Annotated in this window: 25 protein-coding genes; 11 read left to right on the top strand and 14 right to left on the bottom strand. The window is 66.0% G+C overall.

From position 1 onward, the window contains the following. From QX094_RS32600 to QX094_RS32590, 3 genes are all read right to left on the bottom strand, one after another. Nucleotides 1-624, bottom strand: coding sequence for a 2OG-Fe(II) oxygenase family protein (locus tag QX094_RS32600; RefSeq protein ID WP_315752560.1), 624 nt, complete (start codon nucleotides 622-624; stop codon nucleotides 1-3). A gap of 95 nt (nucleotides 625-719) precedes the next feature. Next, complete coding sequence (locus QX094_RS32595; protein WP_316184731.1) at nucleotides 720-1,049, bottom strand: hypothetical protein; 330 nt, start codon at nucleotides 1,047-1,049, stop codon at nucleotides 720-722. 120 nt (nucleotides 1,050-1,169) lie between these two features. Then, nucleotides 1,170-3,194 (bottom strand): hypothetical protein, encoded by a 2,025-nt coding sequence (locus tag QX094_RS32590; protein WP_316184389.1) that lies wholly within the window; start codon nucleotides 3,192-3,194, stop codon nucleotides 1,170-1,172. 281 nt (nucleotides 3,195-3,475) lie between these two features. On the opposite strand from QX094_RS32590, the gene QX094_RS32585 reads away from it, so the two are divergent. The 5 genes from QX094_RS32585 to QX094_RS32565 are packed head-to-tail and all read left to right on the top strand — an operon-like array spanning nucleotide 3,476 to nucleotide 7,121. Next, on the top strand, nucleotides 3,476-4,360 hold the full coding sequence (locus tag QX094_RS32585) for a peptidylprolyl isomerase (RefSeq protein ID WP_315717486.1): 885 nt from the start codon (nucleotides 3,476-3,478) through the stop codon (nucleotides 4,358-4,360). Further along, the gene (locus tag QX094_RS32580) at nucleotides 4,357-5,337 is read left to right on the top strand and encodes a HupE/UreJ family protein (RefSeq protein WP_316184391.1); all 981 of its coding nucleotides are present in this window, start codon (nucleotides 4,357-4,359) and stop codon (nucleotides 5,335-5,337) included. Before QX094_RS32585 ends, QX094_RS32580 begins: the two co-directional genes overlap by 4 nt. A gap of 17 nt (nucleotides 5,338-5,354) precedes the next feature. Beyond that, the gene (locus QX094_RS32575; RefSeq protein ID WP_316184393.1) at nucleotides 5,355-5,966 is read left to right on the top strand and encodes a HupE/UreJ family protein; all 612 of its coding nucleotides are present in this window, start codon (nucleotides 5,355-5,357) and stop codon (nucleotides 5,964-5,966) included. Beyond that, entirely contained in the window at nucleotides 5,963-6,583 is a 621-nt protein-coding gene (locus tag QX094_RS32570; protein ID WP_316184395.1) for a HupE/UreJ family protein, read from the top strand. Before QX094_RS32575 ends, QX094_RS32570 begins: the two co-directional genes overlap by 4 nt. Before the next feature lie 46 nt (nucleotides 6,584-6,629). Next, complete coding sequence (locus QX094_RS32565; RefSeq protein WP_316184397.1) at nucleotides 6,630-7,121, top strand: A24 family peptidase; 492 nt, start codon at nucleotides 6,630-6,632, stop codon at nucleotides 7,119-7,121. A gap of 18 nt (nucleotides 7,122-7,139) precedes the next feature. Here QX094_RS32565 and QX094_RS32560 read toward each other — a convergent pair whose 3' ends face one another. Genes QX094_RS32560 through QX094_RS32515 form a run of 10 tightly spaced genes read right to left on the bottom strand, consistent with a single transcriptional unit; the run spans nucleotide 7,140 to nucleotide 15,282 of the window. Next, nucleotides 7,140-7,769 (bottom strand): hypothetical protein, encoded by a 630-nt coding sequence (locus tag QX094_RS32560; protein ID WP_315717475.1) that lies wholly within the window; start codon nucleotides 7,767-7,769, stop codon nucleotides 7,140-7,142. Then, complete coding sequence (gspM, locus tag QX094_RS32555) at nucleotides 7,769-8,332, bottom strand: type II secretion system protein GspM (protein WP_316184398.1); 564 nt, start codon at nucleotides 8,330-8,332, stop codon at nucleotides 7,769-7,771. The genes QX094_RS32560 and gspM overlap by 1 nt, the downstream gene beginning before the upstream one ends. Beyond that, entirely contained in the window at nucleotides 8,329-9,399 is a 1,071-nt protein-coding gene (locus tag QX094_RS32550; RefSeq protein ID WP_316184399.1) for a PilN domain-containing protein, read from the bottom strand. The genes gspM and QX094_RS32550 overlap by 4 nt, the downstream gene beginning before the upstream one ends. Continuing rightward, nucleotides 9,396-10,340 carry a type II secretion system protein GspK gene (locus QX094_RS32545; protein WP_316184401.1) on the bottom strand — a complete coding sequence of 315 codons (945 nt, stop codon included), beginning with the start codon at nucleotides 10,338-10,340 and terminating at the stop codon, nucleotides 9,396-9,398. The genes QX094_RS32550 and QX094_RS32545 overlap by 4 nt, the downstream gene beginning before the upstream one ends. Next, the gene (locus QX094_RS32540) at nucleotides 10,340-11,059 is read right to left on the bottom strand and encodes a type II secretion system protein (protein WP_315717471.1); all 720 of its coding nucleotides are present in this window, start codon (nucleotides 11,057-11,059) and stop codon (nucleotides 10,340-10,342) included. Before QX094_RS32540 ends, QX094_RS32545 begins: the two co-directional genes overlap by 1 nt. Then, nucleotides 11,059-11,457, bottom strand: coding sequence for a type II secretion system protein J (locus tag QX094_RS32535; RefSeq protein ID WP_315717470.1), 399 nt, complete (start codon nucleotides 11,455-11,457; stop codon nucleotides 11,059-11,061). The genes QX094_RS32540 and QX094_RS32535 overlap by 1 nt, the downstream gene beginning before the upstream one ends. Then, complete coding sequence (locus QX094_RS32530) at nucleotides 11,450-11,914, bottom strand: prepilin-type N-terminal cleavage/methylation domain-containing protein (RefSeq protein WP_315717469.1); 465 nt, start codon at nucleotides 11,912-11,914, stop codon at nucleotides 11,450-11,452. Before QX094_RS32530 ends, QX094_RS32535 begins: the two co-directional genes overlap by 8 nt. After that, nucleotides 11,907-12,389: a type II secretion system major pseudopilin GspG gene (gene gspG / locus QX094_RS32525; RefSeq protein ID WP_315717468.1), complete on the bottom strand. Its 483-nt coding sequence runs from the start codon at nucleotides 12,387-12,389 to the stop codon at nucleotides 11,907-11,909. The genes QX094_RS32530 and gspG overlap by 8 nt, the downstream gene beginning before the upstream one ends. A 20-nt stretch (nucleotides 12,390-12,409) precedes the next feature. Next, nucleotides 12,410-13,618, bottom strand: coding sequence for a type II secretion system F family protein (locus QX094_RS32520; RefSeq protein ID WP_315717467.1), 1,209 nt, complete (start codon nucleotides 13,616-13,618; stop codon nucleotides 12,410-12,412). Between the two features lie 8 nt (nucleotides 13,619-13,626). Further along, nucleotides 13,627-15,282 carry a GspE/PulE family protein gene (locus QX094_RS32515; protein WP_316184403.1) on the bottom strand — a complete coding sequence of 552 codons (1,656 nt, stop codon included), beginning with the start codon at nucleotides 15,280-15,282 and terminating at the stop codon, nucleotides 13,627-13,629. 256 nt (nucleotides 15,283-15,538) lie between these two features. On the opposite strand from QX094_RS32515, the gene gspD reads away from it, so the two are divergent. The 5 genes from gspD to QX094_RS32490 all read left to right on the top strand — a co-directional run bounded on the left by gspD (nucleotide 15,539) and on the right by QX094_RS32490 (nucleotide 21,835). Then, nucleotides 15,539-17,842, top strand: coding sequence for a type II secretion system secretin GspD (gene gspD, locus QX094_RS32510; protein ID WP_315717465.1), 2,304 nt, complete (start codon nucleotides 15,539-15,541; stop codon nucleotides 17,840-17,842). Beyond that, nucleotides 17,814-18,362 carry a tetratricopeptide repeat protein gene (locus QX094_RS32505; RefSeq protein WP_315717464.1) on the top strand — a complete coding sequence of 183 codons (549 nt, stop codon included), beginning with the start codon at nucleotides 17,814-17,816 and terminating at the stop codon, nucleotides 18,360-18,362. Before gspD ends, QX094_RS32505 begins: the two co-directional genes overlap by 29 nt. Nucleotides 18,363-18,608: 246 nt before the next feature. Further along, entirely contained in the window at nucleotides 18,609-20,486 is a 1,878-nt protein-coding gene (locus QX094_RS32500) for an alkaline phosphatase family protein (protein WP_316184405.1), read from the top strand. After that, nucleotides 20,413-20,754 carry a hypothetical protein gene (locus QX094_RS32495; RefSeq protein ID WP_316188488.1) on the top strand — a complete coding sequence of 114 codons (342 nt, stop codon included), beginning with the start codon at nucleotides 20,413-20,415 and terminating at the stop codon, nucleotides 20,752-20,754. Before QX094_RS32500 ends, QX094_RS32495 begins: the two co-directional genes overlap by 74 nt. Next, entirely contained in the window at nucleotides 20,717-21,835 is a 1,119-nt protein-coding gene (locus QX094_RS32490; protein WP_316184407.1) for a hypothetical protein, read from the top strand. Before QX094_RS32495 ends, QX094_RS32490 begins: the two co-directional genes overlap by 38 nt. A 79-nt stretch (nucleotides 21,836-21,914) precedes the next feature. On the opposite strand, the gene QX094_RS32485 is transcribed toward QX094_RS32490, so the two are convergent. After that, nucleotides 21,915-22,784: a ferritin family protein gene (locus tag QX094_RS32485; protein ID WP_316184733.1), complete on the bottom strand. Its 870-nt coding sequence runs from the start codon at nucleotides 22,782-22,784 to the stop codon at nucleotides 21,915-21,917. 209 nt (nucleotides 22,785-22,993) lie between these two features. Here QX094_RS32485 and QX094_RS32480 point away from each other — a divergent pair, with 209 nt between their 5' ends. Continuing rightward, nucleotides 22,994-25,294: a 4Fe-4S binding protein gene (locus QX094_RS32480; protein WP_410052198.1), complete on the top strand. Its 2,301-nt coding sequence runs from the start codon at nucleotides 22,994-22,996 to the stop codon at nucleotides 25,292-25,294. The last annotated feature ends 7 nt before the right edge of the window (nucleotides 25,295-25,301 follow it).

The raw sequence follows: 25,301 nt of genomic DNA, 5'->3' as shown, positions 1-25,301 counted from the left end.
TCAGGACGCGAAGCTGACGCGGTAGCCCCAGCAATCCAGATGATCAGGAATCGCGTTGAAAGCGATCGTGATACGTTGGTCGCCCTGATTGCGCGGCACCTCGTGGTAGAGATAGCTTGGGAACAGCACGAGATCGCCGGGCTCCGCCTCCGGCAGCACGTATTTGCCGGCATTGAACGGGCCGACCGCGGCGCTGCGCGTGTGATGGCGGAACGAGAAGTCGCTGCCGCCGGGCGGCCGCACGAACACGGTGCGGCTGCCGGGGTGAGACGGCGTCAGATAGAAGATGCCGGAGATGAAGCTGTTGGCATGGGCGTGCAGGGTCTGGTTGCCGCCGGTCTCCAGCATGTTCGTCCACATCTCCTTGACCGTCCAGCGCAGCTTCTCGCCGAACAGCAGCTCGCCGAAATCGATCAGCTTGGGCACGGCGAGCTCGGCGATGGTCTGAAACAGATTGTTGGCGCGGGGATCGGCGACCTCGGTGTGAAACAACTGTCCGGACCGCAGGTTGTTCTCGATCTTCGAATTGCGGATGGCGGCCACGGCCGCGTCCTTGAGCTCGGCGCTCAAGAGCCCTGGCGAACGCAACAACGGTATCGGGAAAAGAGCTTCGATCTGGTCCATGTCTCTCAAGGCCTTGCACGCGCCGCAACGGGACCGACAATTTGCCGACTTGCATGACAGCCGGATGACGGGAGTGGAGACGCGGCGCGCGCCCGTCAGCGCGTCGGCATTTCGTCGGCACTGAGAATGTTGAGCCGCTCGCCGGGCTTCAGGCTGTGGGGCCGGTCGCGCACTTCCAGCACGGCCCTCTCGGCCTTCTCGACACAATCATCGAACTCGCCATTGCCGGCCTCGACCAGCGCCTGCTGAATGTCCCGCTCGGCGAAATAGCGCGACACGTCGTCCGTCGGCAGGGTCGCCGCCTGTGCGCGGGCCTCCGCCACTGCGGCGTCGCAGACCTCCTGCGTCGGCTCCTCGTCATGCGCCGATGCGACTGCGATCGTGAGGACTAGAACGGCGAGACTCACGGCGGACAAACGCGACATCACCTCGACGAACCCCAGGGAAAGGCAGGTTTCAAAGACGAAGCGCCGGTTCGCAAACTGGCGCTCGGAGTGAGCAGGATCCGACGGGACGATATGTCCCGCCGGATTGGTGCCGATCAATCAGTCGCGGTTGAACGCCCAGCGACCCCAGTGGCCCCAGTGACCCCAGTGGTCCCAATCGTGCCAGTGGTGATGCTCGTGAGCCAGCTTGCGGGCCAGCTCCTGATTCTTTTCGACCAGCAGCTTGGGCGTGCTGTAGGTTCGGACGAAGATCGGGTTCGCGTAGAACCAGACGTTCGACCAGGCCTGCACGTCGTTGGTCACCTTCTTGACGCCGCCGACCGTGCCGAGGTGCGAGGGACATGCCGGATCTGTGCAACTGACGGTGGCGTTGTTGGCATCGAGCAGCGGATTGCCGGCGCTGTCGGACACGTTCGGAGTCGCCGGCGGGATGTTGGTGCCGCGGGCGCGGATGTAGAACGGTGTCTGGCCGGCGATGAAGGTGGTCGTGAAGCTGAGGCGGGTCGAACCGTCGCGCAGCTTGTGGCTCCGCATCTTGGTCGCCGGGATCTGCTTCGCGATCTTGGCCGACGGGTTGTAGACGATGGCCGCACCATCGACACCCTTGGCATTGGCCACCGCATAGCCAGGGGCGCCCGGCGCGATCGGACCGGTGATGTCGCCGGTAATCAGATCGACGTGGTCGAGATAGGGCTTGTTCAACGGCTGCTTGATGCCGACCGGCAGCAGCAGCGGGTTGTTGAAGCCGTACGGGCTGTTGTTGGAGGCCGGAACGGTCATCTCCATCTCGAGCGTGACCTTCTCGCCCGGGCGCACGACGAGCGTCTCGCCCATCGTCTTCCAGTCGTCGTCCCACTCACCCTTCGCACGGAACTCCATGTCGGAGCCGATGATGTCGGCGTTGACCGAGTAGGAATTACCCGAGCGCATGCCGTCGATGATCGACTGCTGGGAGAAGCGCCGCTCGTTCGGCACGTACAGCCTGGTGTACTCGCCGGGGATGAAGTCCGCCGTCGTGCCGGGATCGCGCGCGCCATAGACGCCGCGGCTGTGCCAGTCCGAACTCTGGAACAGGAAGAAGTTGCGGCCTTCGCCGAGCAGACCGTCCCACAGCCCGCCAACCTTGGCGGTGTAGACGCCCTGCATGCCGTAGGTGCCGCCGCCGACTGCGCCCGAGCCATAGGAGCCCGAGCCGCCGTTCACGCCGCCCTCGGCCATGTGACCCGGGGCTTCGATGCCGAACGCGACCGTCGGGCCGGCGTTGTTGAAGTCACGGAAGTGCTCGATGTTGTAGCCGGCCGAGCCGTTCGGATTGAACGGTCCCTGCCGCTCGGTATGGGTCGGCACAGCATAGGATTGCAGCGGGTGGTTCGCCTGCAGCCAGGCGATGCCGGCGACGGCCTTCTGGTGACCGGCCGTGCCGGAATTGTTGACATTGTCCTTGCCGGCCCAGACCGGGTTGTTGCTGGCATCGACCGGACCGATGGCGTCGGTGTCGGCGCGGTCGAAGCGATATTCGAACTCGGCCATCTTGTCGGCATTGCCGTAACCGCGCGGGTTCTGGCCGGCGATCACGGCGACGTCGCCATGCTCGTGACCGGGCAGGATCCACTCCAGGCCCTCGACCAGCACCTTGTTGTAGGTCGCGGTGCGATTGACGATGGTTGGGTACTCGATCTCTTTGATCGACTGCCAGCGCCACATCTTGGCGCCGGTATCGGTGCCGTTCGGCGTGCCCTTCAGGCTGGTGATCGTAATGCCGTCGATGGTCTTCCCGAGCGTCTGGCTCCAATACGTCGTCGTGTTGTCGCCGGGGATGTTGGCGCTCGCATCGCTGAAGCGGCAATCGCGGTTGCCCGAACCGCCGTGGTTGCCGAGCGTGAACCAGTCGAGATCGAAATTGTTGCCGCCAGCCGCCGCGGTGCCCTTGCCGACCGAGCGGTCGATCGCATAGCCGGCAGCAACCGAACCGTCGGTGCAGGTGTTGTGGTTGTGCATGTCGCCCGCGACATACGGATTGTTCTTGGTCGTTTCCCCCCAACGCTCCCCAGCGTCGGCGCTCTGTGACAGGGCCAGCGAGACCGAGGCCGCTGTCAGCAGGATTGTCTTGGTAGATGGAACCATTATCGTCGCCCCTAAAGAATTCGATCGATCTCCAAACCGAGATGACAACGCGACCGATGCGCCGTCGTCATTCGCGGCGCGACCAAACCAAAACTCGGAGACAGTTTGTTGAAGGATTTATTTTTGCTGGCGTCTTCCCCACGAACATCGCGGTCGGCCGTCGTTGCGAAATTTTTGTGACACTGACGTTTGCCCGGTGACAACGGCAAGTGTGCCGTTGCATATACGCGCCGCGCAACGAGCGCGGTCCGAGTTGTAAAGAACGTATGTCAGCCCCTGCCATGTCGAATGCGGCGCAGACCTTCGAGAGCGCCTCTGCACGCTCCAATCAGCAAGATGGCAACAGCTCTTCCCCTGCGCGATCATCATCCGTGACCGCCCTGCGCGGGCTCAGCAGGGAGCCACTCCTGCACTTCCTCGTTCTCGGTGGCCTGATCTTCGCGGCCGATGCCATCATCCACCCGCCGGCGAAGGACGAGAAGGTCATCACCGTGACCAAGGCCCTGCGCCAGTCCTTCATCGACACGTTCGACGAGGACAAGCAGCGGACCCCGAGCGAGGCCGAGCTGCAGAAGATGGTCGAGGCCTGGGTCGCCAGCGAAATCCTCTATCGGGAAGGCAAGACGCTCGGCGTCGACCGCGGCGACGAGATGATCCGCGACCGTGTCGCGTTCAAGCTGCAATATCTGATCTTCGATCAGGTGCGCGTGCCACAGCCGAGCGAGGAGCAGTTGCGCGCCTGGTTCGCCGACAATCATGCCCGGTTCGACGAGCCCGAGCGTGTCAGCTTCTTCATGACGCCACCCAGCGACGAGGCGACGGCGCGGCGCTATCTGGACGACATTCGCGAGCAGCGCGAATCCGAGGAGCTGCGCGATCAGACGCGCGCGATTCTCGACCGACCGGTGCCGAGCCTGGCCGCCGGCTTCGGCGACGGCTTCAGCGACGGCCTGCTCAAGGCGCCCCTCCAGGAATGGACCTTGCTGCAGTCGAAGGACGGGTGGCACGTGGTTCGTCTCGACGCCCGGAAGCCGGGCGCTCCGGCGAAGCTCGAGGACATCCGCGCCGAGGCGGCCAAGATCTGGCACACCGAAGAGACACGGAAACGGGCCTGGGAGGCGGTGAGCCGGCTCAAGGCCAACTACACGATCAGGTACGAGCCGTGACCGGCGCGCGCGCCCTGATCGCCATCGTGCTCGCGCTCGCAGCGCTGCTGCCCGGGCGGCCGGCGGCTGCGCATCAGGCGACGATCGCCGTGCTCGAGTTTCGCGAGATGCGCCCCGGCGCGTATATCGGGCGATGGACGACCTTGCCGAAGGATGGCGTCAACCGCATCGATCTCAAGATGCCCCCGCATTGCTACCTGCGCCTGCCGGAGCTCAATTGCGGCGACAAGGGCCTCGTCGGGCAGATGACGATCGCCAATCTCGGCGAGGACATGTCGGCTGCCATCATCCGCGTGACGTCGCTCGCTGGAGAGACGCGCAGCTACACGATCTCTGCGGCCAATCCGGTCGTGACCGTGCTGGGCACCGATGCGCCGACGCTCGACACCTGGCTCGAGCTCGCCAAGACATACGTCAATCTCGGCATTGACCACATCCTGCTCGGCGCCGATCACCTGCTGTTCGTGCTCGGGCTGATCTGGATCGTCCAGGGCGGCTGGCGCCTGCTCAAGACGATCACGGCTTTCACGATCGGCCATAGCGCCTCGCTGGCCGCAACAGCGTTCGGATGGATCGGCGTCGCCGAAGGGCCGCTCAACGCCTGCATCGCGCTCAGCATCGTGTTTGTCGGCGTCGAGATCGTCAAACAGCAGCGCGGCGAGACCGGGCTGACCGCCCGCTACCCATGGGCTGTCGCTTCCAGCTTCGGTCTGGTGCACGGCATCGGCTTCGCCAGTGCGCTCGCAGGCCTCGGGCTCGAACGACGGATCCTGCCTGCGGCATTGCTCTTCTTCAATGTCGGCGTCGAGATCGGACAGATCCTGTTCGTGCTGCTGGTGCTGGCGCTGATCTGGGCACATCGCCGCCTCGGCGCGGCGCTGCCGCGCTGGGGCGCCGAGCTGCCGGCCTATGCAATCGGCTCGGTATCGATGTTCTGGTTCCTGGGCCGCCTGGTGCGGGTTCTGGCGGCCGCATGATGACGAATGGGACGAACATGATCGCGCGCAAACTCCTGCACACCGTGTTGGGTGCGGCGCTGCTCTCGCTGCTGACATCGAATCCGAGCCTTGCCCACGAGCAGACGGGCGTCGGCGGCGGGCTCGCCGGCGGCCTGCTGCATCCCTTGACGGGGCTGGATCATCTGATCGCGATGGTTGCAGTCGGCATCTGGGGCGCGCAGCTCGGCGGCGCGGCGATCTGGATCCTGCCGGTCGTCTTCCCGCTGGTGATGGCGTTCGGGGCCGTCCTGGGAATCCTGAAGGTCGGATTGCCCGTCCCGGAGCTCATCATCGCGCTGTCGGCGCTGGTGCTCGGGCTCGCGGTCGCGATCCGCATCCGTGTCCCGTTTGCAGTTGCGGCCATCATCGTTGCGATCTTCGCCATCTTTCACGGCCACGCGCACGGCGTCGAGCTTCCGACGGCGGCAAATCCCCTGGCCTATGGCTGCGGCTTCGTGGTCGCGACCGGTCTTCTCCACGCCTGCGGCATCACCATCGGCGCGCTCGCGCGCTGGCCCGGCGGCGAGCGCATCATCCAAGGCGTCGGAGCAGCCATCGCCGCGCTCGGCGGCTACTTCCTGGTCGCGAGCCTCGGAGTCGCGGCATGAGCACGTACCGCCGGACCGCCCTGCTCGCATCGGCGCTGCTGCTGACGCAAGCGCAGCTCGCTGATGCCCATATCGTGTCGGCCCGGCTCGGCGACTTCTACGCCGGCGCCCTGCACCCGCTGCTCGCGCTGCAGGACGTCGTGGTCTGGGTCGCCCTCGGGTTGCTGGCCGGCTCGCTCGGTACGGCGAGCGGACGCTGGCTCGTCGTGGTGTTCCCGCTCGGCTTGTGCACGGGGCTTGCACTCGCCGCCGGCTCTGGCGCAACGGCGGTGTCTCCACTCGGCGATGCCGCGACCATTCTGATTCTCGGGCTGCTGCTGGCGGCGGCCTTGCGCATTCCCGTGGTCGTGCTGAGCATGATTGCATTCGTGCTCGGCGTGATGCGCGGCGCCGCCAATGCCGGCGAGTTCGTGCCGCAGACCGACCGCCTCCTCTACGCCGCCGGTCTCGCCAGTGCGGGCTACGTCACCATCACCCTCGTGATGGCGCTGGCGGTCACCTTCAGGCGTCCTGAGACCGAGCCGGTGTCGAGCTGGCGCGGGATCGCGGTGCGCGCAGTCGGTGGCTGGGTCGCCGCAATCGGCATGATGATGGCGGGACTATCGCTCGCAGCCTGAGCTGGCCTATGCTCGGGCGATCCGACCCCGCAAATTCCAGGGCTGCGTGACCGACGCCATCAACATCGTTACGATCATCGTGCTGCTGCTGACCTGCGCCGGACTGATCTGGACAGATCTGCGCAGCGGGCTGCTGCCGGACTGGATGAATGCGCTGGTCGCCGCCAGCGGCTTCGCAAGACTGGCGACGCTTGTCGATCTCCCCGAGGCACTGTGGAATTGCGCCGCAGCCCTCGCCCTCGGCTCGGCGCTGCTGCTGCTGCGGCTGCTCTACGCAATGGCCCGCGGCCGCCAAGGATTGGGCCTCGGCGACGTCAAGTTTCTGATGGCTGCGACGCTTTGGGCCGGCCTGCCAAATATGCCGATCCTGCTGCTCATCGCCGCGACGACGGCACTCGCCGCAGCGCTCGTCCTCTTCATCATGGGCCGCCGGCTGACAGGCCAAACGGCGCTGCCGTTCGGCCCGTTCCTCGTCCTCGGCCTGCTTGCCGTACTCGCTCTGCAGGCCACCGGGAGCGAATTGCTCGTGACCTTCTGAATGCGGTAAGCCGTGACCTCAACGCGCCCGCCGCGCCATCCGCTCGCGTCCGCCCGGCGGCGCAGGCGGGGTCATCGGTCCCGCCTGCACGTCGCCGCTGCCGGCTGTGCCGAGCTGCGGCATTTGCAGCGTGACGGTCTCCGGCGCCTTCAGCAGCGAGGCCTCACGCGGTCGCAGCGACTGCAGCACCCATCCCTCATGCGAGGCGCCGACCCGCAAGCGCAGCGACGCCTGCGACGAGGCATCGACGAAGATGCCGAAGCTCTCCTCGTCGCCGATCACCGTGCCGACGAGCTGCAGGTTTGGTCGTTCCGGCTCTTGCTGCGGCGGAGGCGGCGGCGCTCGCATGACCATGACGGGTGCGGCAACCGGTGGCGGCCGGCGCGAGGCCGAGAAGATCGGACGGTCGCGCGTCGCCGAGAGAGCACTGATCGGAACATCCCACAGCGGGTTGGCACTCCTGCGCCCCGGGACTTGCGCGCTGGGCGCCTCGGAAACGGCCGGCGGGTCGGAGGCGCCGGGCGCGGCCTGCGCGGGCGCAGCGGGCTCGAGACCATCCGCCGTCTCACCCCAGGCACGGCCGAGCGAAGCTGCAAGCACGCATACGGTAGCAACGGTGACGAGACCTGAACCGACGAACGATCGCATCACATTTTTCCCTGCCATTGGCCCGACACGGTGACCAGCACCGTCAGCCGCCCCACACCGCCGGCCGCGGCCGCCAGCGGTTGCTGCACGTGCAGCTGATCGACGAAGAGAAACGGCAATCCCGCTTCGAGATCATAGAGCAACTGCTGCAGCGCCGGCTGTTCGAGCTCGCAGCTGGCGACGACGCTGATCAGGTTCTCGTTGCCGCGCGCCGCCGGTAGCTCGACCTGGGTCGACAGCACGCTGCCGCCGGCCTTGCTGATCGCCTCCGTGAGGCGCTGCACCAGCGCCGCGCCCGCGATGGTGACCGTTCGTCCCTCGACGAACACCGATCCGCCCGGAGCCGTCGCGTGGCCTGGGGAGGAACTGCCGGCCGGCCGTTTGCGTCCGGAGAACTGCGCCAGCTGCGCATTGGTGTCATTGAGCTGGTCGTGCTTGGCGACGAGATCGGCGACCGCTGCAGCACCAAGCCAGAGCAGTGCGACGATGGTCACCGCATAGAGGATCGCAGAAGCGGCCGGCGAGTTCACGAAGATCCGGCGCAGCGATGTCGACCAGTTCATGCCCGGTCCCCGAAATAGGCGTTGATGCGCGCCTCGATATGGAAACGCTCGCCCGCTTCCCCCGCGGTGCGCGTCGTCGGCGCATAGAAGGTGGCGCGGCTGAACTGCGGCGACTGCTCGATCAGCCGGATCAGCGCGGGGGCGTCCTGGGTCAGGCCGGAGATCTGCAGCCGATCGTTCTCGACATGCATCTCGACGACATACGTCCCGTCGGGCAGGATCTTCGACAGCGTGTCGAGCACGATGACGCTGGCGGGACTGGTCTGCTTGCGCTTGGCGAGCAGCCCGTCGGCGGCGGTGGCGCCCATCGCGGGCCGCAGCGCCGCGCGCAGCCGCGTGACCTGCGCCTGCGCATCTTCGAGCTCGCCATCGAGATATCCGCCGATCAATGTCGTCGCGATCAGCAGCACGGCCGTGGTCGCAGCAACCGACAGCCAGCCGAGCTTGAGCACGCGCCCGAGATCGCGCCCGCCGGCAAGCGACGAGCGCAGCGACGTCTTGAAGATCTGGATCTGGCCGCCATCGGCTGAGTCGACATCGGCGGTGATGACGAGCCTGGCGGCGCCGACCTGATCGGCCAAGGCAAGCAAGGGCTGGACCAGAGCGCGCGGCGTCGCCGCGAGCGTCAGCGCGATCCGATCCCCGACTGCGCGCGGGGCGCTGCAACCGTAGAGGACCTGATCGAGATTCCACGGCGTCAACCTGCCGATCTGCGTCCGGATCATGCCGTCGAGAAACGGCTCGGCCTGCTTCGGAAAGTCGAGCGGGCGGACCAGGACGCTCTCGGCGGCCAGATGGATTTCCAGCGCGGCGCCGCGCAACGTTCGCAGCCACTCCGGCGAGAGCCCGGCCTGCGCAGCGCCGGCCGCCGGATTCACCCTTGCCGGCGCCGGCATCGGCTTCGCCTTCGGTCGCGCCTGAATCGTCAAGACGACGCTGTCTGTTCGGTCATGGCGGACCAGGACCTGCGGACGTCTGAGCTGCCGATCGGCCACGGCTTCGATCGCTGTCGCGACGCTGGCCGTCCACGCCGTCAGTCCGCGCTCGATCGCTTCGGTCAGCTTCATGGCATTCCCCGCGCCTGAAGCGCTCCCCTCGGTTGCGGCCCCTCGTCCTGGCGCGCCAGCACCCGATAAGGCTCCTCGCCTTCGCCGGGAACGATCACCGCCGTCGCCGCATGACGAAGCCCGCCCGCCGGACTGACGACGATGCGCAGCCGATAGGCCTTGCTCTTGCCCTTGGCGGCATCCTTCGCAACAGGACCGAGCGTCTTGGCCAGCGTATCGGCATCCTGTGACAGCGACGCCCTTGCGTTGAGGAAATCCTTCAAGATCAGCGGCGTCATTCCCGGCAACGCTGCAACGACCTCCGGCGCAGCGATCGTCGGATCGATTCCGGGAGAGCCGTTGAAGACGGTCACCAGCGGAAGGACCCGATCGACGAGCGATGCGGGAATGCCGAGGACGAGCGACAGCTCGCCGACATGTGCGAACGGCGCCAGGCGCGGGACACGCTTGAGACCGGCCACCGCATAGCGCGCCTCCTCCGCCTGGGCCCTGGCTGCATCGGACGGCTTGGAGCGCCACGCGACCACCCGCTCAGCATGATCCTTGGCAGCATCCCGGTCGACGCCCAGCGTGACGAAGAGGTTTTCGAGCATGTCCTTCGAGGCCGTGTTGAGATCGATCCGCGCCGCTTCGTTGACGAACGAGACTGCGATGTCGTTGCCTGCAAGGGCCAGGCGGAAACCGCCCTGCCGCGGCCGCTCCTCATCCTTGGACAGCAGCAGGCGATAGGCCGACAGTTCGATGGCCGCCGAGATCAGCGCATCGGCCTCGACCGCCTCGTCTTCGAGCCGCAGCAACCGCGCCGAGCTGCCCAGCTGCTGCGAGACGACCACGACGAGGGCCGCCAGCGCCGCGAGCATCCACAGCGCCGCGATCAGGATGAAGCCATCCTGCGCGCCGCGCCGGTCGGCAGAGCCATTGCTGAAGAAGCGAACGGGCATCAGTCGACCGGCTCGCTCTTGTTCGGTTGGGCCGGCTCGGCCACGGCTGGCTGGTTCGCGGTGCCGCCCGCTCCCGTATCGGCAAAACCGCCCCCCGGCGCATCGACCTGAATACGGACTGCGCTGACGAGTACGGCCGCGCCGCCACGGCTGTCGTCGTAGATCGTCATGCGGACGGCGGACGGCAGCTTGGTCGCATCGCGCCATTCCGTCGTCCAGGCCATCGTCCTGTCGGCATAGGCGAACGACATCCGGAACGGCGCCGACAGCAGCACCACGGGATCGACGAATTTGAAATGCTCGGTCACGGGCTGGCCGACCGACACGGGCTCGAACGCGGCACGCGATCGCCGCAGAGCGCGCTCGCCCCTGCCCCCTTCCTCGCCGATGCGCACGATATCGAGGCCATGTCCCGCATTCGGACCAAACTCGGCGCGCACGAACATCGCCGAGACCTCGTCGCCCACGAACAGCGGTCCCTTCTGCTCGCGATTGGCCGAAACAAACTGCACGGCAGCGAAATCATCGCCGACCCGCCGCAGCGCGGCGGCCACCATCTCGGCGCGCTGCACGCGATCCAGTCCGCGCTTCCATGCCGGCAGCCATTGCGACGTCACCGCAGCCAGCGCCGACAACACGATTCCGGCAATCGCGAGCGCGCCCAGCGCCTCGATCAGCGCAAAGCCCTGCTGTTTCGGTCGATCGGGTGGGACGCGCATCAGCGCGCTCCTCGCGCGAGGCGAACCGTCTGCACATCGGCGACCGCGCCCGAGCCGGTCTTCACACGCAAGGTCACTGCCTCCGGAATCCACCCGGTCTGCCCGGCCGGCTCATTCCAATCACCACCGAGCGGCCTGACTTGCAGCACCACCGCCCCAGAGCCGGAGCGCTGATCGATCCTGCCCGGCTGCAGCCGGCTGCGATCAGCCAGCACCGTTGCCAATGCCAGCCTCATGTCGGTGACCAGGGTGACATGCTGTTCGAGCTTGCGAACACTGGCCGCGTTGCGCGACACCACGGCGCCGATGGCGATGATCGACACGCTGACGATGGCAAGCGCGACGAGCACCTCGATCAGCGTGAAGCCTGCGTCACTCCGGTCGCCTATATCAACCATTGGCAAGCGCGCGCGAGACAATGTCGATCCTCCCCGTCAGCCAGTTCACCCTGATCTCCAGGCTCAGATCGGCGCGCGACAAGGTAATCGCGCCGCCGCAGGACAGGCCATCAGGAAAGAAGCTGATCGTCGCCAGCACCGGCCGATGCTGGCAGCTGCGCGGCAACGTCGCCAGGAACGCGACGTCGTCGGGCAGCTTCAACGCAGCCGCGCCGCTACCGGAGCGGATCAAGCGGCGCGACGTGTCGATCTCAGTGTCGACGCGCGTACCTGTCCGCATCGACGAGGCACGATCCGACTTCAACAGCGTCGCCGCCTGCAGCGCATAGGCCTGCAGCCGCGGTCGCGACGTCTGTCGCGGCAGATAAGGCAGCGCGACGGACGCCAGCAGCGCGACGATCGCGAGCACGCAGACCATCTCGAGCAGCGTGAAGCCGCGCTGGCCGTCGTCACTCACTGCGCGCGCTCGTCTGCGTCGGCGTTCCCAGGACGATGTCCGCCGCCGTTCCGCTGCCGCCCTCCTGGCCATCGGCACCGTAGGACAGGATGTCATACGGGCCGTGGTCGCCCGGCGCGCGGTAGACATAGGCCGTATTCCACGGATCCTTCGGCACGGCACCGCCCTTGAGATAGGGGCCGTTCCAGGCGCTCAGTCCGGCCGGCCGTTGCGCCAGCGCACCGAGACCTTCCGAGGTCGAGGGGTAGCGGCCGGCATCGAGATAGAACAGATCGAGCGCCGCCGAGAAGCTCTGCAGTTGGATCCGCGCCGCCTTGGTCTTGGATTCACTGAGATAGTTCAGAACGCGCGGACCGATCAGCCCCATGATCAGTCCGATGATCGTGATCACGACCAGCATCTCGACCAGCGTGAAGCCGCGCTCCTGCTCGCGCCCGGCCCTCGTGGCCGGCTCGATCTGCGTATCTGATCTCATATCGTTCTCCTTGATGTCGGTCAGCCGACCAGTTGCGTCACCGAAAGCAGGGCCGTCATGATCGAGACGATCAGGCCACCGACGACCACGCTGATCAGCAGAATGGCGGCGGGACCGACGATGCCGACGACACGGTCGAGTCCCCGCTGCAGCTTGGCTTCGTAGAATTCGGCGATCCGGGTCGACAGCGTCGGCAACTGGCCGGTCTCCTCGCCGAGCCGCAGCATGCGCAGCGCCATCGGCGGCAGCATGTTGTCGGCCGACAGCGCCTGGGACAGCTTGCCACCGTGACGGACGCGATCCGCCGCCGCCGACCATGGCGCGCGCGACGACGTCACCGCCATCACGTCAACGAGGATGCGCAGGGCCGCGCTCAGATTGACGCCGCAGCCGAGCAGCAGGCCGAGATTGCGACAGAACAGGCTGGTCCGATAGAACAGCAGGAGGCTGCCGATGCCGGGCGTCACCGCCAGCACACTGGTCAGGCCGGCGCGAACCGCGGGCTGACGCAACAGCCACCAGCCTGCCGCAAGCAGCGCCGCACAGCCGAGCGTGATCGCAACTGCATTGGCGCGCAGCAGATCCGACATCGTCATGAAGAAGCCGAGCGCGGTATCGGCACGGCCGCCGAAGTCGCGCAGCACGGCAGAGAAGTTCGGCAGCACGGCCACGAGAAAGAACAGCATCACGCCGATCGCCGCGAGGAAGACGAAGGCGGGGTATTGCATCGCGTCGGTCAGTTTGCGTCGCGTCGCCTCGGAACGCTCGCGTTCGCCGGCCAGCGCAGTCAGCACGTGGTCGAGCGTTCCCGACGCTTCGCCGACGCGCATCAGCGCGACATACATCGGCGAGAACAGCCGCGGCTGGGCAGCCGCCGCGTCCGCGAAGCTTTCGCCGGCCATGATCGCCGCGCGCAGCCGCGCCACCACGGGACGGAGGCGGCCGACGTCGGAGTCGCCGGACAGCAGGTCGAGCGCGTCGTCGAGCCGCGCGCCGGCCTTGAGCAGCAGGGCCAGGTCGCGCGTGAACGTGGTCACTTCAGCCGCGGACGGAGCGCCGAACGAGAGCCCGGACGCAGCCCCCGTCCGCTCCTTCTCCTCCACGGTTTCGATCGGCAGCAGTTGCAGATAGGAGATGCGCCGCTCGACCTCGCCGCGCGACGGCGCGACGAGGGAGCCGACGACGATCTCACCGGACTGCGTCAGGGCGCGATAGCGGTAGCTCGGCACGATCCACCTCACCGCGCCACGAGGACACGAAGCAGCTCGGAGGCCGACGTGACACCCGCACGGCACTTGGCGACACCGTCATCGAGCATGGTCGTCATGCCTTCCCGGATCGCCAGCCGATCGATCGCGAGGCCGTCGGCACTGTCAGCGATCAGCTCGCGCAGGCTGCTTGTCAGCTCGAGCAGCTCGAATACGCCGACCCGGCCGCGATAGCCGCTCTGGCCGCATCGCTCGCATCCCCTCGGGTGCCAGGTGATGTCGCCGGGGACGAGGCCGAGATGACCGAAGCGCGGGTCATCGCGACACGCCTCGTCATCGAGCGGCTTCGGCGTCTTGCAGTGATCGCAGAGCTGGCGCACCAACCGCTGCGCGATCACCGCGCGCAGGGTCGACCGCAACAAGAAGCCTTCGACGCCGAGGTCGAGCAGGCGCGGCACCGCCGCCGCGGCGGTTTCCGTGTGCAGCGTCGTCAGCACCAGATGGCCGGTCAGCGCAGCATGGACGGCGACATGCGCCGTCTCGCTGTCTCGGATTTCGCCGACCATGATGACGTCGGGATCCTGACGCACGAAGGAGCGCAGCGCGCTCGCAAATGTCAGCCCGATCGCCGGCTTGATCTGTGACTGATTGATGCCGGGGATCTCATATTCCACCGGATCCTCGACAGTGAGGATCTTGCGCTCCGGCGTGTTGAGCATGGACAGGATCGTCGCCAGGGTCGTGGTCTTGCCGCTGCCGGTGGGCCCCGTGATCACGATCATGCCGTGCGGCAGCGTGATCAGGCGCCGGAGTGCAGCGTCGTCGCGGGTCGCGAGGCCGAGGCGGCTCGCAACCAGCTGCGAGCGATCCTTCGGCAGGATGCGCAGCACCGCCGATTCCCCGTGCTGGGTCGGCATGACCGCGACGCGGACGTCGATCTCGGCCCGGCCGGCGCGAATGCGCGCCGCGCCGTCCTGCGGCAGGCGCCGCTCGGCGATGTTCAGACCGGCGACGATCTTGATGCGCGAGATCACTGCCTGCGGCAGCACGCCTGAGGGCGCCGCGATCGGACGCAACAGGCCGTCGACACGCAGCCTGACCACGAGGCCGGTCGAGAACGGCTCGATGTGGATGTCGCTGGCGCGCATCTCCACCGCCTTCTCGATCAGATCGTTCACCGCGCGGACGACCGGCGCGCCGCTGGCGAGATCGCGCAGACTTTCGATGTCGTCGTCACGGATCTCCTGTGCCGGCGAGATCTCGGCGTCGTCGGAATCGCCAAGCCGCTGGTCGAGGACGACGGCGATATCCTCATGCGAGGCGACCTTGAAGAGAGTCTGCGGGCCGAGCACCAGTTCGGCGGCCCGCCGCACCGCCTGATCGGTCGGATCGGCCATCGCGAACACGGCGGCGCCGTCAGAATCTTTGTATGGATAGCCGAGCACCTCGCGGAGGAAGCGGTCGGAGAACTCGCTCACCGCGGGCAGTGCCGCCATCAGTTCGCGCAGCGCGACGCGCTCCAGTCCGGTGAAGCCGGCGACCTCCTCCGCGAAAACGTCAGCGGTCAGGCCGAACCTGTCCCAGAGCGCGATCTGCGTTTCGCCCGCAGCTCCGCCTTCGCCCGCCAGCTGGGGATGGCGCTCGCGAAGATAGGCATGAAATTGGGTCGACAGTGTACCGCTCATGGCGTGATCCGGGTGGCGCCCGTGCCGGGCCCAACGTCTCGGCACGCCGCTACTGGTGACCCACGTTATTGATCGCGAACATGACGGCTGTACGAATGCCGGAGGCGCCGACATTTCCGACACACATGCGGCGCAAAGGTCGGGCGGCAGCCGCCAATTATACATAAGTGTCATATTGGACCGCTATGCAGGCTGCGCGGTCTAAACGAGGCGCTGCTGCGTTTCGGCCGGTCAACACGAGTAGATCGGTAAGTCCATGTTTCGTATCGGCAATCGAAGCCAGTCCGCTGCGGTTGTCAGACCTGCCTCGCTGCTGGCGATTGCGGTGCTGCTCGCCTCCTGCAACATGGCAACGCTCAATTCCCAGGCCAGCGCGCCGGCCGATGTCGACGTCATCGACAAGGTGCGCTCGCTCGATATCCTGCCGCGCGACAGTGGACCGGTCGCATCGATCCAGGGACGCCCCGAGGTCGAGCGCGCGAGCGCGCGGACATATCAGGGGACCACGGTTCAGGAGGTCGCCGAGGTCAGGCCGCTTCCGGCGGCCGATGGCAAGGGCTATGACCTCAATTTCGAGAACACGCCGATCGCAGTGGTTGCGAAGGTCGTGATCGGCGACATCCTCGGCGCGGGCTACTCGATCGATCCCCGCGTGCAGGGCAGCGTCAGCCTGGTGTCGGCGCGGCCGGTGCCGAAATCCGACATCCTGTTCGTGCTGGAGAGCGCGCTGCGCCTGTCCGGCGTCGTGCTAGTCCGCGAAGGCGGCGGCTACAAGCTGACCCCGCTCGGCGACGCCATCGGCGCCGGACGCGTCGACGGCGAGGCCGGCCGCGCCGAGCCCGGCTACGGCGTCTCCGTCGTGCCGCTGCAATATGTCGGTGCGCAGACGATCCTCAAGCTGATGGACAGCTTCGCGACTCGCGCCGGCAGCGTGCGCGCCGACACTACCCGGAACTTGCTTCTGATCCAGGGCACAGGAGCCGAGCGACGCTCCGCGATCGAAACGGTGATGAGCTTCGACGTCGACTGGATGCGCGGCCAGTCCGTCGGCATCTTCCCGGTCAGCAATTCGGCGCCAGAGCCTTTGATGGCGGAGCTGGAGAAGATCATGGACTCCGGTGAGAACGGATTGAGCCAGAATCTCGTCAAGCTGCAGGTCGTCAATCGCCTGAACGCGATCATGGTCGTGACGCGCAAGCCAGCGCTGCTGCAGAGCGCGGCAACCTGGATCCGCCGGCTCGATCAGGCCGACTCCGGGCGCACCAGCGTCCACGTCTACCGGGTCCGCTACGGCGACGCGCGCCAGCTCGCCAAGGTGCTCACCGACATGTTCGGCGGCGCCGGCTCGTCCTCCACCGACGGCGCCGACGGCCAGACCGCGCCGGGGTCCGACGGCACGACGACATCGGTCGCCGATCGGCTCTCCTTCAACACAAATGCAGCGGGATCATCGGGTTCGAGCGCCAATCCGACGAGCCGGTCCCAAGCCGGTGGTCTCTCGAGCATGTCATCTTCGAGCACATCGTCCTCCAGCAGTACGCCGTCCTCGACCGGGCTGGAGCCACGCAGCAGTGGTGCTGGCGGAGGCCAGGCCATCATGCCGAATGTCCGGATCACCCCGGACACGGTGAACAACTCGCTGCTCATCTATGCCGACCGCGAGAACTACCGCATCATCTCCAGCACGCTGCAGCAGCTCGACCAGCCGGTGCTGCAGGTCGGGATCGACGCCACGATTGCCGAAGTGACGCTCACCAACGAGCTGTCCTACGGCGTGCAGGCCTATCTTTCGAGCAAGGTGCTCGGCCTCGGGACCGACAAAGGATCGATCACCAATACGCAAGCCACGTCGGTCGCCACAGCGACGACATCCGCGGCGACGACGGCCTTGATCAACCGCGCTCTGCCCGGCTTCAACTTCCTGATCGGACACGAAGCCTCGCCCAACATGATCCTCGACGCACTCCATACTGTCACCAGCGTCAAGGTGCTCTCCAATCCCTCGCTGGTCGTGATCAACAACCAGACCGCCACCCTGCAGGTCGGCGACGTCGTGCCGGTATCGACCGGCAGCGCGACCGTACTGTCGTCGAGCAATACTGTCGTCAACACCATCGACTATCGCAACACCGGCATCATCCTGCGCGTCGTGCCGCGCATCGCCGCCAACGGCAATGTGCGGCTCGAGGTCGAGCAGGAGATCAGCAACGTCGCGGCCCAGACCGCCACGAGTCTCACGCCGACGGTGTCGCAGCGCAAGGTCAAGAGCGCCATCTCGGTCGCCAACGGCCAGACCGTGCTGCTGGCGGGCCTGATCAGCGAGCAGCAGACCGGCAATCGCAACGGCATTCCGGGCTTCGACGAGATTCCGGTTCTTGGCGATGCGTTCTCGCATCAGGGCAAGAAGGGCACACGCACCGAGCTCATCATCTTCATCCGGCCGCAGATCATTCGCGACGGCAGCGATGCGCATCAGGTGGCAGAAGAACTCCGTTCCAAGCTCCGCGGATCAGTCGGAGCGAGCATCACGGATGATTTGCGTGTCCGCACCACCCGTTGACCCCAGCCACGTGATCCGGCCGACGATGGGGCGCCTCACCATCGCCTGCACCGCAGCCATCCTGCTGCTGGGAGCACTCGCCTCGCCCGTTCGCGCCGATTCGGTCAGCACCGCACGCATCGCCTATGCGCGCGGCGACTTCGTCCGCGCCGTGCGCGTGCTGACCCCGCCTGCCCTGCGCGGCGATCCACGCGCTCAGGCGATGCTCGGCTTCATGTATGAAAACGGCTTTGGAACCCCGCAGGCCTACGAGGTCGCGAGCGATCTCTATTGTCAGGCCGCCGCAGCCGGCAATCCGTTCGGCCAAGCGATGCTCGGCCTGATGTACGACAAGGGTCATGGCGTTCCACAGGACGTCGTGCTCGCCTACAAATGGCTGAACCTTGCTGCCGGACATGCCAAGTCGACCCAGCGCAGCTACTTCCTGCGGCTTCGCAACGCCGTCGCATCCAAAATGTCGGCCAGCCAGATCGCGCAAGGCCAAGCCCTCGCGCTGAGCTGGGTGCCCGGCCAGCTCTGACCAGTATCACCGGTCCATAGCCCGGCGAGCGCTGGCTCCCGACAGCAATGGAGTCAAGCTCCTGGCGGCACACGCGCTGCCAAGCTGGTGCTGTGACGTGCGTGTCCAGTATCCGCGCTGCTCGGCGCATTTCACAAAACCGAAGCAAGACCGACACCACGTTGCAATTTGTTGCCGCGATAGATCGTCGCAGGCAAGCGGCCATCAGCATGCGCGCGCCACCACCCTCCTCCGTCCGGAGATCTCATGACCAGAACAGTCACACGGTCCAAGGCGCTCGCCCTTGCGACCACCGCCGTCTTCACCGCGACCAGCGTCGCGCCAGCCCTCGCCGAACCGGCGACGAGCACACCGATCGAGCACGTCATCATCATCGTCGGCGAGAACCACACCTTCGACAATCTGTTCGGCACCTACAAGCCGAAGGCGGGTCAGACGATCGACAATCTGCTCAGCAAGGGAATCGTCAACGAAGACGGCACGCCGGGCCGGCATTTCAAGAAAGCGGAGCAACGGATCGGCCGCGACGAGGTTCGCTACACTGCCGAGACCGCGTCCACCGGCGCCTATGCGACACTTCCGCAGCCCTACACCACCTACGGGATCGGCCTGCCGCAGAACGTCCTCGACACCCGCTTCCCGGCCAATCTTCCCAACGGCCCGTACCAGATTTCGAAATACGTCTCCTATGCCGCCTACACCGGAGATCCGGTGCACCGCTTCTTCCAGATGTGGCAGGACATCGACGGCGGCAAGCACGACAAATTCGTGTGGGTCGAGCAGACCATCGGCACCGGCTCGAACGGTCAGCCCTATCCGGCCGGCGGGTTCAACCCGATGGAAGGCGCCATCTCGATGGGCTTCTACAATATGAACCCGTTCACCGACGCCGCCGGCAAGGCCCAGCCCGGTGACGCAGCGTTCTTCAAGCAGCTCGCCGACGAGTATGCGATCAGCGACAACTATCATCAGGCGATCATGGGCGGCACCGGAGCCAACTTCCAGGCGCTCGTGACCGGCCACGCCGCGTTCTTCACCAATCCCGAGACGCTGAACGGCGCCCCCGCCGTGCCCTACGCCAACCAGATCGAGAACCCGGATCCGGTTCCCGGCACCAACAACTACTACAAGCAGGACGGTTACAGCGGCGGCTCCTACGTCAATTGCTCGGACCCCAGCGCGCCCGGCGTCGCCGCCGTCAACGAGCAGCTTTTCAAGAACGGCGTCTATAGCAACAACTGCGCGCCGAACCACTATTATCTCGTCAACAACTACAGCATGTTCTGGAACCAGACCAGCGCCAAGCCGAATGCCCTCGGCTCGGACAAGTTCGTGCTGCCGCCGCAGAGCGCGCCGACCATCGCCGACGTGATGACCGCAAAAGGCGTGTCCTGGAAATACTACAGCGCCGACCGCGGTGACGATGCCACCACCTTCGCCAAGAGCGTCGACGGCGTGCCGCTGCTGTTCCACTCCTATTGCGGCATCTGCGACCCGCTCACCGGCTTCAACAACATCATGAAGAACCCCGCCGAGGAAGCCAAGCTGCAGAACTACGGCGCCTTCGTGAAGGACGTGCAGAACAACACGCTGCCCGCAGTGTCATTCGTGCGTCCGTTCGAGGCGCTCGCCGGGCATCCCGCCGATTCGACCACCGACCTCTACGAAAAATTCCTCGAGGCCCTGATCAATCGCGTCAAGGCCAACCCGCAGCTCTGGGCCAAGACCGCGATCTTCATCACGACGGACGAGGGCGGTGGCTACTATGACTCCGGCTATGTCCAGCCGGTGGACTTCCTCGGCGACGGCACCCGCATTCCCTTCATCCTGGTCTCGCCGCTGGCCAAGAAGGGTCATGTCGACCACACCTATTACGATCACGTCTCGCTGCTGAAATTCATCGAGCGCAACTGGCGGCTGCCCACGATCTCCGCCGTCAGCCGCGACCGACTCCCCAATCCGATCCATGACCGGGACGACAACCGCTATGTGCCGAAGAACCGTCCTGCGATCGGCGACCTGATGAATCTGTTCGCCTTCGGCGATAACGATGGCGATCACGATCACGACGGCGGCTGGCATCATCACGACCACGGTGAGCACGGATACGGCGACGACCGCTGATCGACCGGGAGTCTGCCGCTGTCAAGAACAGCCCGCCGCACACGTTGCGGCGGGCCATCTGCGCATTGTGCGCGGCGACGAGATTGATCGTGCACCGATTTGCAACATCGTGACGCCGTCAGCGGATTGTCAGCCGATCGTCACGCCCCCGTTATCGAGCCTCCGCATCATCCCGCCGCCGCTTGAACGAAGCGGCGCGTTGCAACCGAGGTCTTGGGGGATCTTGCAGAATGTCACTTCGATCATCTTTCAAATCTGCCTTTCATGAATTGCTCGCATTGTCCGTCACGGTGTCTTTGCTGGCGTTTTCCGCTGCCGCGCCGAGCCTCGCGCACGACCATGGCTTCGACGACGATGACGACAGCTACGCCATCGGCCTGTGGGGCGACCTGCCCTACTCCACGCTGCAGGCCACCGTCGGCGTCCCCAACCTGATCGCCGACATGAACGCCCATCGGCTGAAATTTACGGCGCACGATGGCGACCTGAAGCAGGGCTCCAATTCCGCCTGCGACGCCGGCCTCTACGCCCAGGCGCTCGCCTTCTTCAACAGCCTCGAGGCGCCCGCGATGTTCACGCCGGGCGACAACGACTGGGTCGATTGCGATCGCCCCTCGAATGGCGGCTTCAACTCGCGCGACCGGCTCGATTACGAGCGCAAGGTGTTCTTCTCGACGCCGTTTTCGCTCGGCCAGCGCAAGCTGCGCCAGGAGGTGCAGACCGATCCGCTGTGTCTGAGCGCCAACGGCACCAAGGTCGGCTGCGTCGAGAATCGCCGCTGGACCGTTGGCCGGGTCACCTACGCGACCCTCAACATCCAGGGATCCTGCAACAATCTCTGCGACACAAATCCCGATCCGGACGAATACAACGCGCGCAACGCGGCCGTGATTCTGTGGATGCAACAGACCTTCGCGGAAGCCAAGAGGCGCAACTCCGCCGCGGTGATGTTCATCACCCAGGGCAACCCGGGCTGGGACCAGGCCGATCCGACGCGCGCGCCGCTCCGCGATCCCAGGACGCTCGCCGAAGCCGACGGGCAGCCCGATGGCTTCGTCAGCTTTCTGACCGCCTTGCGCACCGAAGTCGAGGCGTTCCGCAAGCCGGTCGCCTACGTCCACGGCGATTCCCATTACTTCCGGATCGACCAGCCCTTCCTCAACAGTGCCGGCCAGCGGCTTGAGAACTTCGTTCGCGTCGAAACGTTCGGCGACAATCAGGGCAACGGCAACAACGACGTGCGCTGGCTCAAGGTGACCGTCGATCCGCTCAGTCGCGACGTGTTCTCCTTCCAGCCCGTCACGGTGCCAGCGAACCGCACCGCCGTGCCGGCGCCGACCCGCAACTGAGCCTCATGATGATCGGGTCGTCCAGCTTGGCTGGGCGACCCTTGTCTTTCGCCTCTTTCGCGGAGTTCTGGAGTCGGACTCAACCGAGCGACCGCAGCCAGGCCAGCCGGGCGATCGCCTGCGACGCCAGCCGCTGCATCAGATCGAGCCGGTCCGGTTCGGTCGCTCGCTCCGCATGCTCCAGATACGCGTCCGCGAGCGCCTCCGCCAGCACGGCTGCATCGGCTTGCGCGAGCCCAGCCGGCAGGCGCAACAGGTCCGCAACCTCCGATGCCATTGCCGCGGCTTCCTGCGCAAGCTCGCGCACGCGATCCGCCGGGCGGCCAGCGGCGCGCGCAGCCATCGCGTCGAGCAACTCGGCGAGTCGACGCTCCAGCCGGCCGGCGTCGATCGTGCCGGCGTCCGACGCCACCGACGCCGCGCGCCTGGCGTCGGTCTCAAGATGATAGGCACGGCGCCGCTCCTTGCGCAGCGTCGCGACATGACCGAGTTCCTCTCGCGCCATCGCCTCGGACGCCCTCTTGACCTCGGGATCATCGGCAAATGCCGCAAGATAGGACCAGAACGCGAAGGCCCGCTCCTCGTTGCGCACCGCCATCGACAGCGCGCGGTACGGCGTCATCAGCCGCGAGTCCTGGATTTCGCGTGCCACGCCAGGCTCAAAGGTCTCCGGTGGTTGCCAGCGCACCAGCGACGCATCGGGGGCACGCCCCGTTCGCGCTTGCGACCATTGCGCGACACTGTCGACATGCTCGCGCTCGGCCGCGGCCAGCCTCGCGAAGACAGCGGCCAGATCGAGCCGGCCTTGACGCTGCATCTCTCCGGACAGCTCGTCGTAGCGATCGGCCGCCTCCTGCTCCATCGCATTGGCGAGCGCGAACAGCTCGTCGATCGAATGCAGGTTCCCGGCCGGTTCCGACTTGAGCGAGAGCGTGCGTGTCAACAACATATGATGGTCCGCCTGATTGTCCTGGCTTGTTTGATCCAGCGCAACGTCCGTCGGATTGCGACCCACTAGACAACCGGCACGATAAGGAGTCAATTTAACCCGACTCTATTTGCTCAGGGATTGTCAATGGCGACGATCCTTCCTTCCCCGAAACAGTCCTGACTGGAATACGGCCCCTTCGCGGGCCGTCCGTTCCGCTTGAGGTGATCATGGTTGCGAGTGATGTCGCCACCAATCGGTGGCGCATGCCTGCTATCCTGGTAGCAATCCTCATCGGGTTCTGCGCGATCGCGGCCCCGCGCGCAGCACATGCGGCCGGCGATCTCGCAACCTACCTCTCGAAGATCACGCCGGGTGAGCTGTTCCCGGATGCGGATCGTTTCGGCGAGCCGCAAGGCGAGCCGCCGATCATGCCGGTGTATCGCGGCGATCAGCTCAAGGGTTACGTCTATCTCAACTCCGATTTCGCCAATTCCGTCGGCTATTCGGGCAAGCCGATCCACATCCTCGTCGGCATCGATCCCAAGGGCGTCATCACCGGGCTGAAGCTGGTCGATCACAAAGAGCCCATCGTGCTGATCGGCATTCCCCAGCCACGCATCGTTGCCGCACTCAACGGCCTGCTCGGCAAGGACATGATGCCGATTGCGCAAGGCGCGGAACATGCGCCGCAGGCCGACATCGTCTCAGGTGCCACGGTCACCGTGCTGGTGATGCACGACAGCATCGTGCGCGCCGCCACGCGCCTGATCCGCAGCGGCCGCATCGGCGCCGGCTCAGCGGCGAGCGCCGCCGCAGCGCAGCCCGGCGTGACCAAGACGGTCGATCCCGACAAGAGCGAGATCCGCGACTGGAGCAGCCTGCTCGGCGACGGCTCGGTGCGGCGCCTGCATCTCAGCATCGGCGACGTCAACGACGCGTTCGCCAAGTCGGGCAATGCGGCGGCCGCGCAAAATCCGGAGCCCGGCGATGCCGGCGACACCTTCATCGATCTCTATGTGGCCATGGCCAGCGTGCCCACGATCGGCCGCAGCCTGCTCGGCGACGAGGGCTATCAGCGACTCAAGCAGCGATTGCAGCCCGGACAGCAGGCGATCGTCGTCGCCGGCGACGGCGTCTACTCGTTCAAGGGCTCCGCTTATGTCCGAGGCGGCATCTTCGACCGTATCGAGGTGCTGCAGGAGGGCGGAAGCACGCGGTTCCGCGACAAGAACCACATGCGACTCGGTGCGCTGGCCGCCGCCGGCGCCCCTGCCCTGCGCGAGATCGGACTGTTCGTCACGCCGCCCGAATTCACGCTCGACCCGACCGAGCCATGGCAGCTCCAGCTCCTGGTGCAACGAAGCACAGGCAGCCACGACAAGGCGTTCCTGACATTCGATGTCGACTACACGGTGCCCGACGCCTACTTGAAGCAGCAGACGCGCCCCGCTGTGTCGGCAGCGAAGGCGACGTCCGCACGTCCCGCCCCGACCACGGCGCAACCGGTCGCCGACGACACCGAGGAGCCGTTATGGATGCGCATCTGGCGCTCGCAGACGGTCTCCATCGGCATCACCGCGCTGGCGCTGGCCGCGCTCACAGGGATCTTCTTCTTCCAGAACGTTCTGGTGCGCCGTCCCCGGCTCTACACCTGGGTGCGCCGCACCTATCTGCTGTTCGTGCTGGTCTGGCTCGGCTGGTACGCCAACGCCCAGCTCTCGGTCGTCAACGTCGTCACCTTCGTCAACGCGCTGCTGACCGGCTTCCATTGGGAGTTCTTCCTCGCGGCGCCCTTGATCTTCATCCTGTGGGCGGCAACGGCGGCTGGACTGCTGTTCTGGGGCCGCGGGCCGTTCTGCGGCTGGCTCTGTCCGTTCGGCGCGCTGCAGGAGCTGACCAACACAGTGGCAAAATGGCTCAAGGTGCCGCAGATCACGGTGCCCTGGGGGCTGCATGAGCGGCTGTGGCCGATCAAATACATCATCTTCCTCGGCCTGTTCGGGCTGTCGCTGTATTCGGTCGCGCTCGCCGAGCAGGTCGCGGAGGTCGAGCCGTTCAAGACCGCGATCATCCTGAAATTCTCGCGCAGCTGGCCGTTCGTGCTGTATGCCGCGGCGCTGCTCGGCATCGGCCTGTTCATCGAACGCTTCTTCTGCCGCTATCTCTGCCCGCTGGGCGCCGCGCTGGCGATTCCCGGACGCATCCGCACCTTCGAATGGCTGCGTCGCTGGAAGGAGTGCGGCTCGCCCTGCCAGCGCTGCGCCAAGGAATGTCCGGTGCAGTCGATCCATCCCGAGGGACACATCAATGTCAATGAATGCATCTACTGCATGCATTGCCAGGAGCTCTACTACGACGATCAGCGCTGTCCGCACATGATCCAGGTCCGGCTCAAGCGCGAGAAGTTCGAGGCGATGTCATCGCCGTCGATGCGCGCCGCCAAATCCGGTCCAAAGACCGTGATCACCCATGCCGGTCGGCCGACGACGGCGCCGGCTCAATCCAACGATCTCACTCATCCATCATAAGGAGACG

This window comes from Bradyrhizobium sp. SZCCHNS1050 (genome assembly GCF_032484785.1).
GTDB lineage: Bacteria > Pseudomonadota > Alphaproteobacteria > Rhizobiales > Xanthobacteraceae > Bradyrhizobium.
Note: the sequence above shows the minus strand (reverse complement) of the source record. Positions and strands in the feature narration are given on the sequence as shown.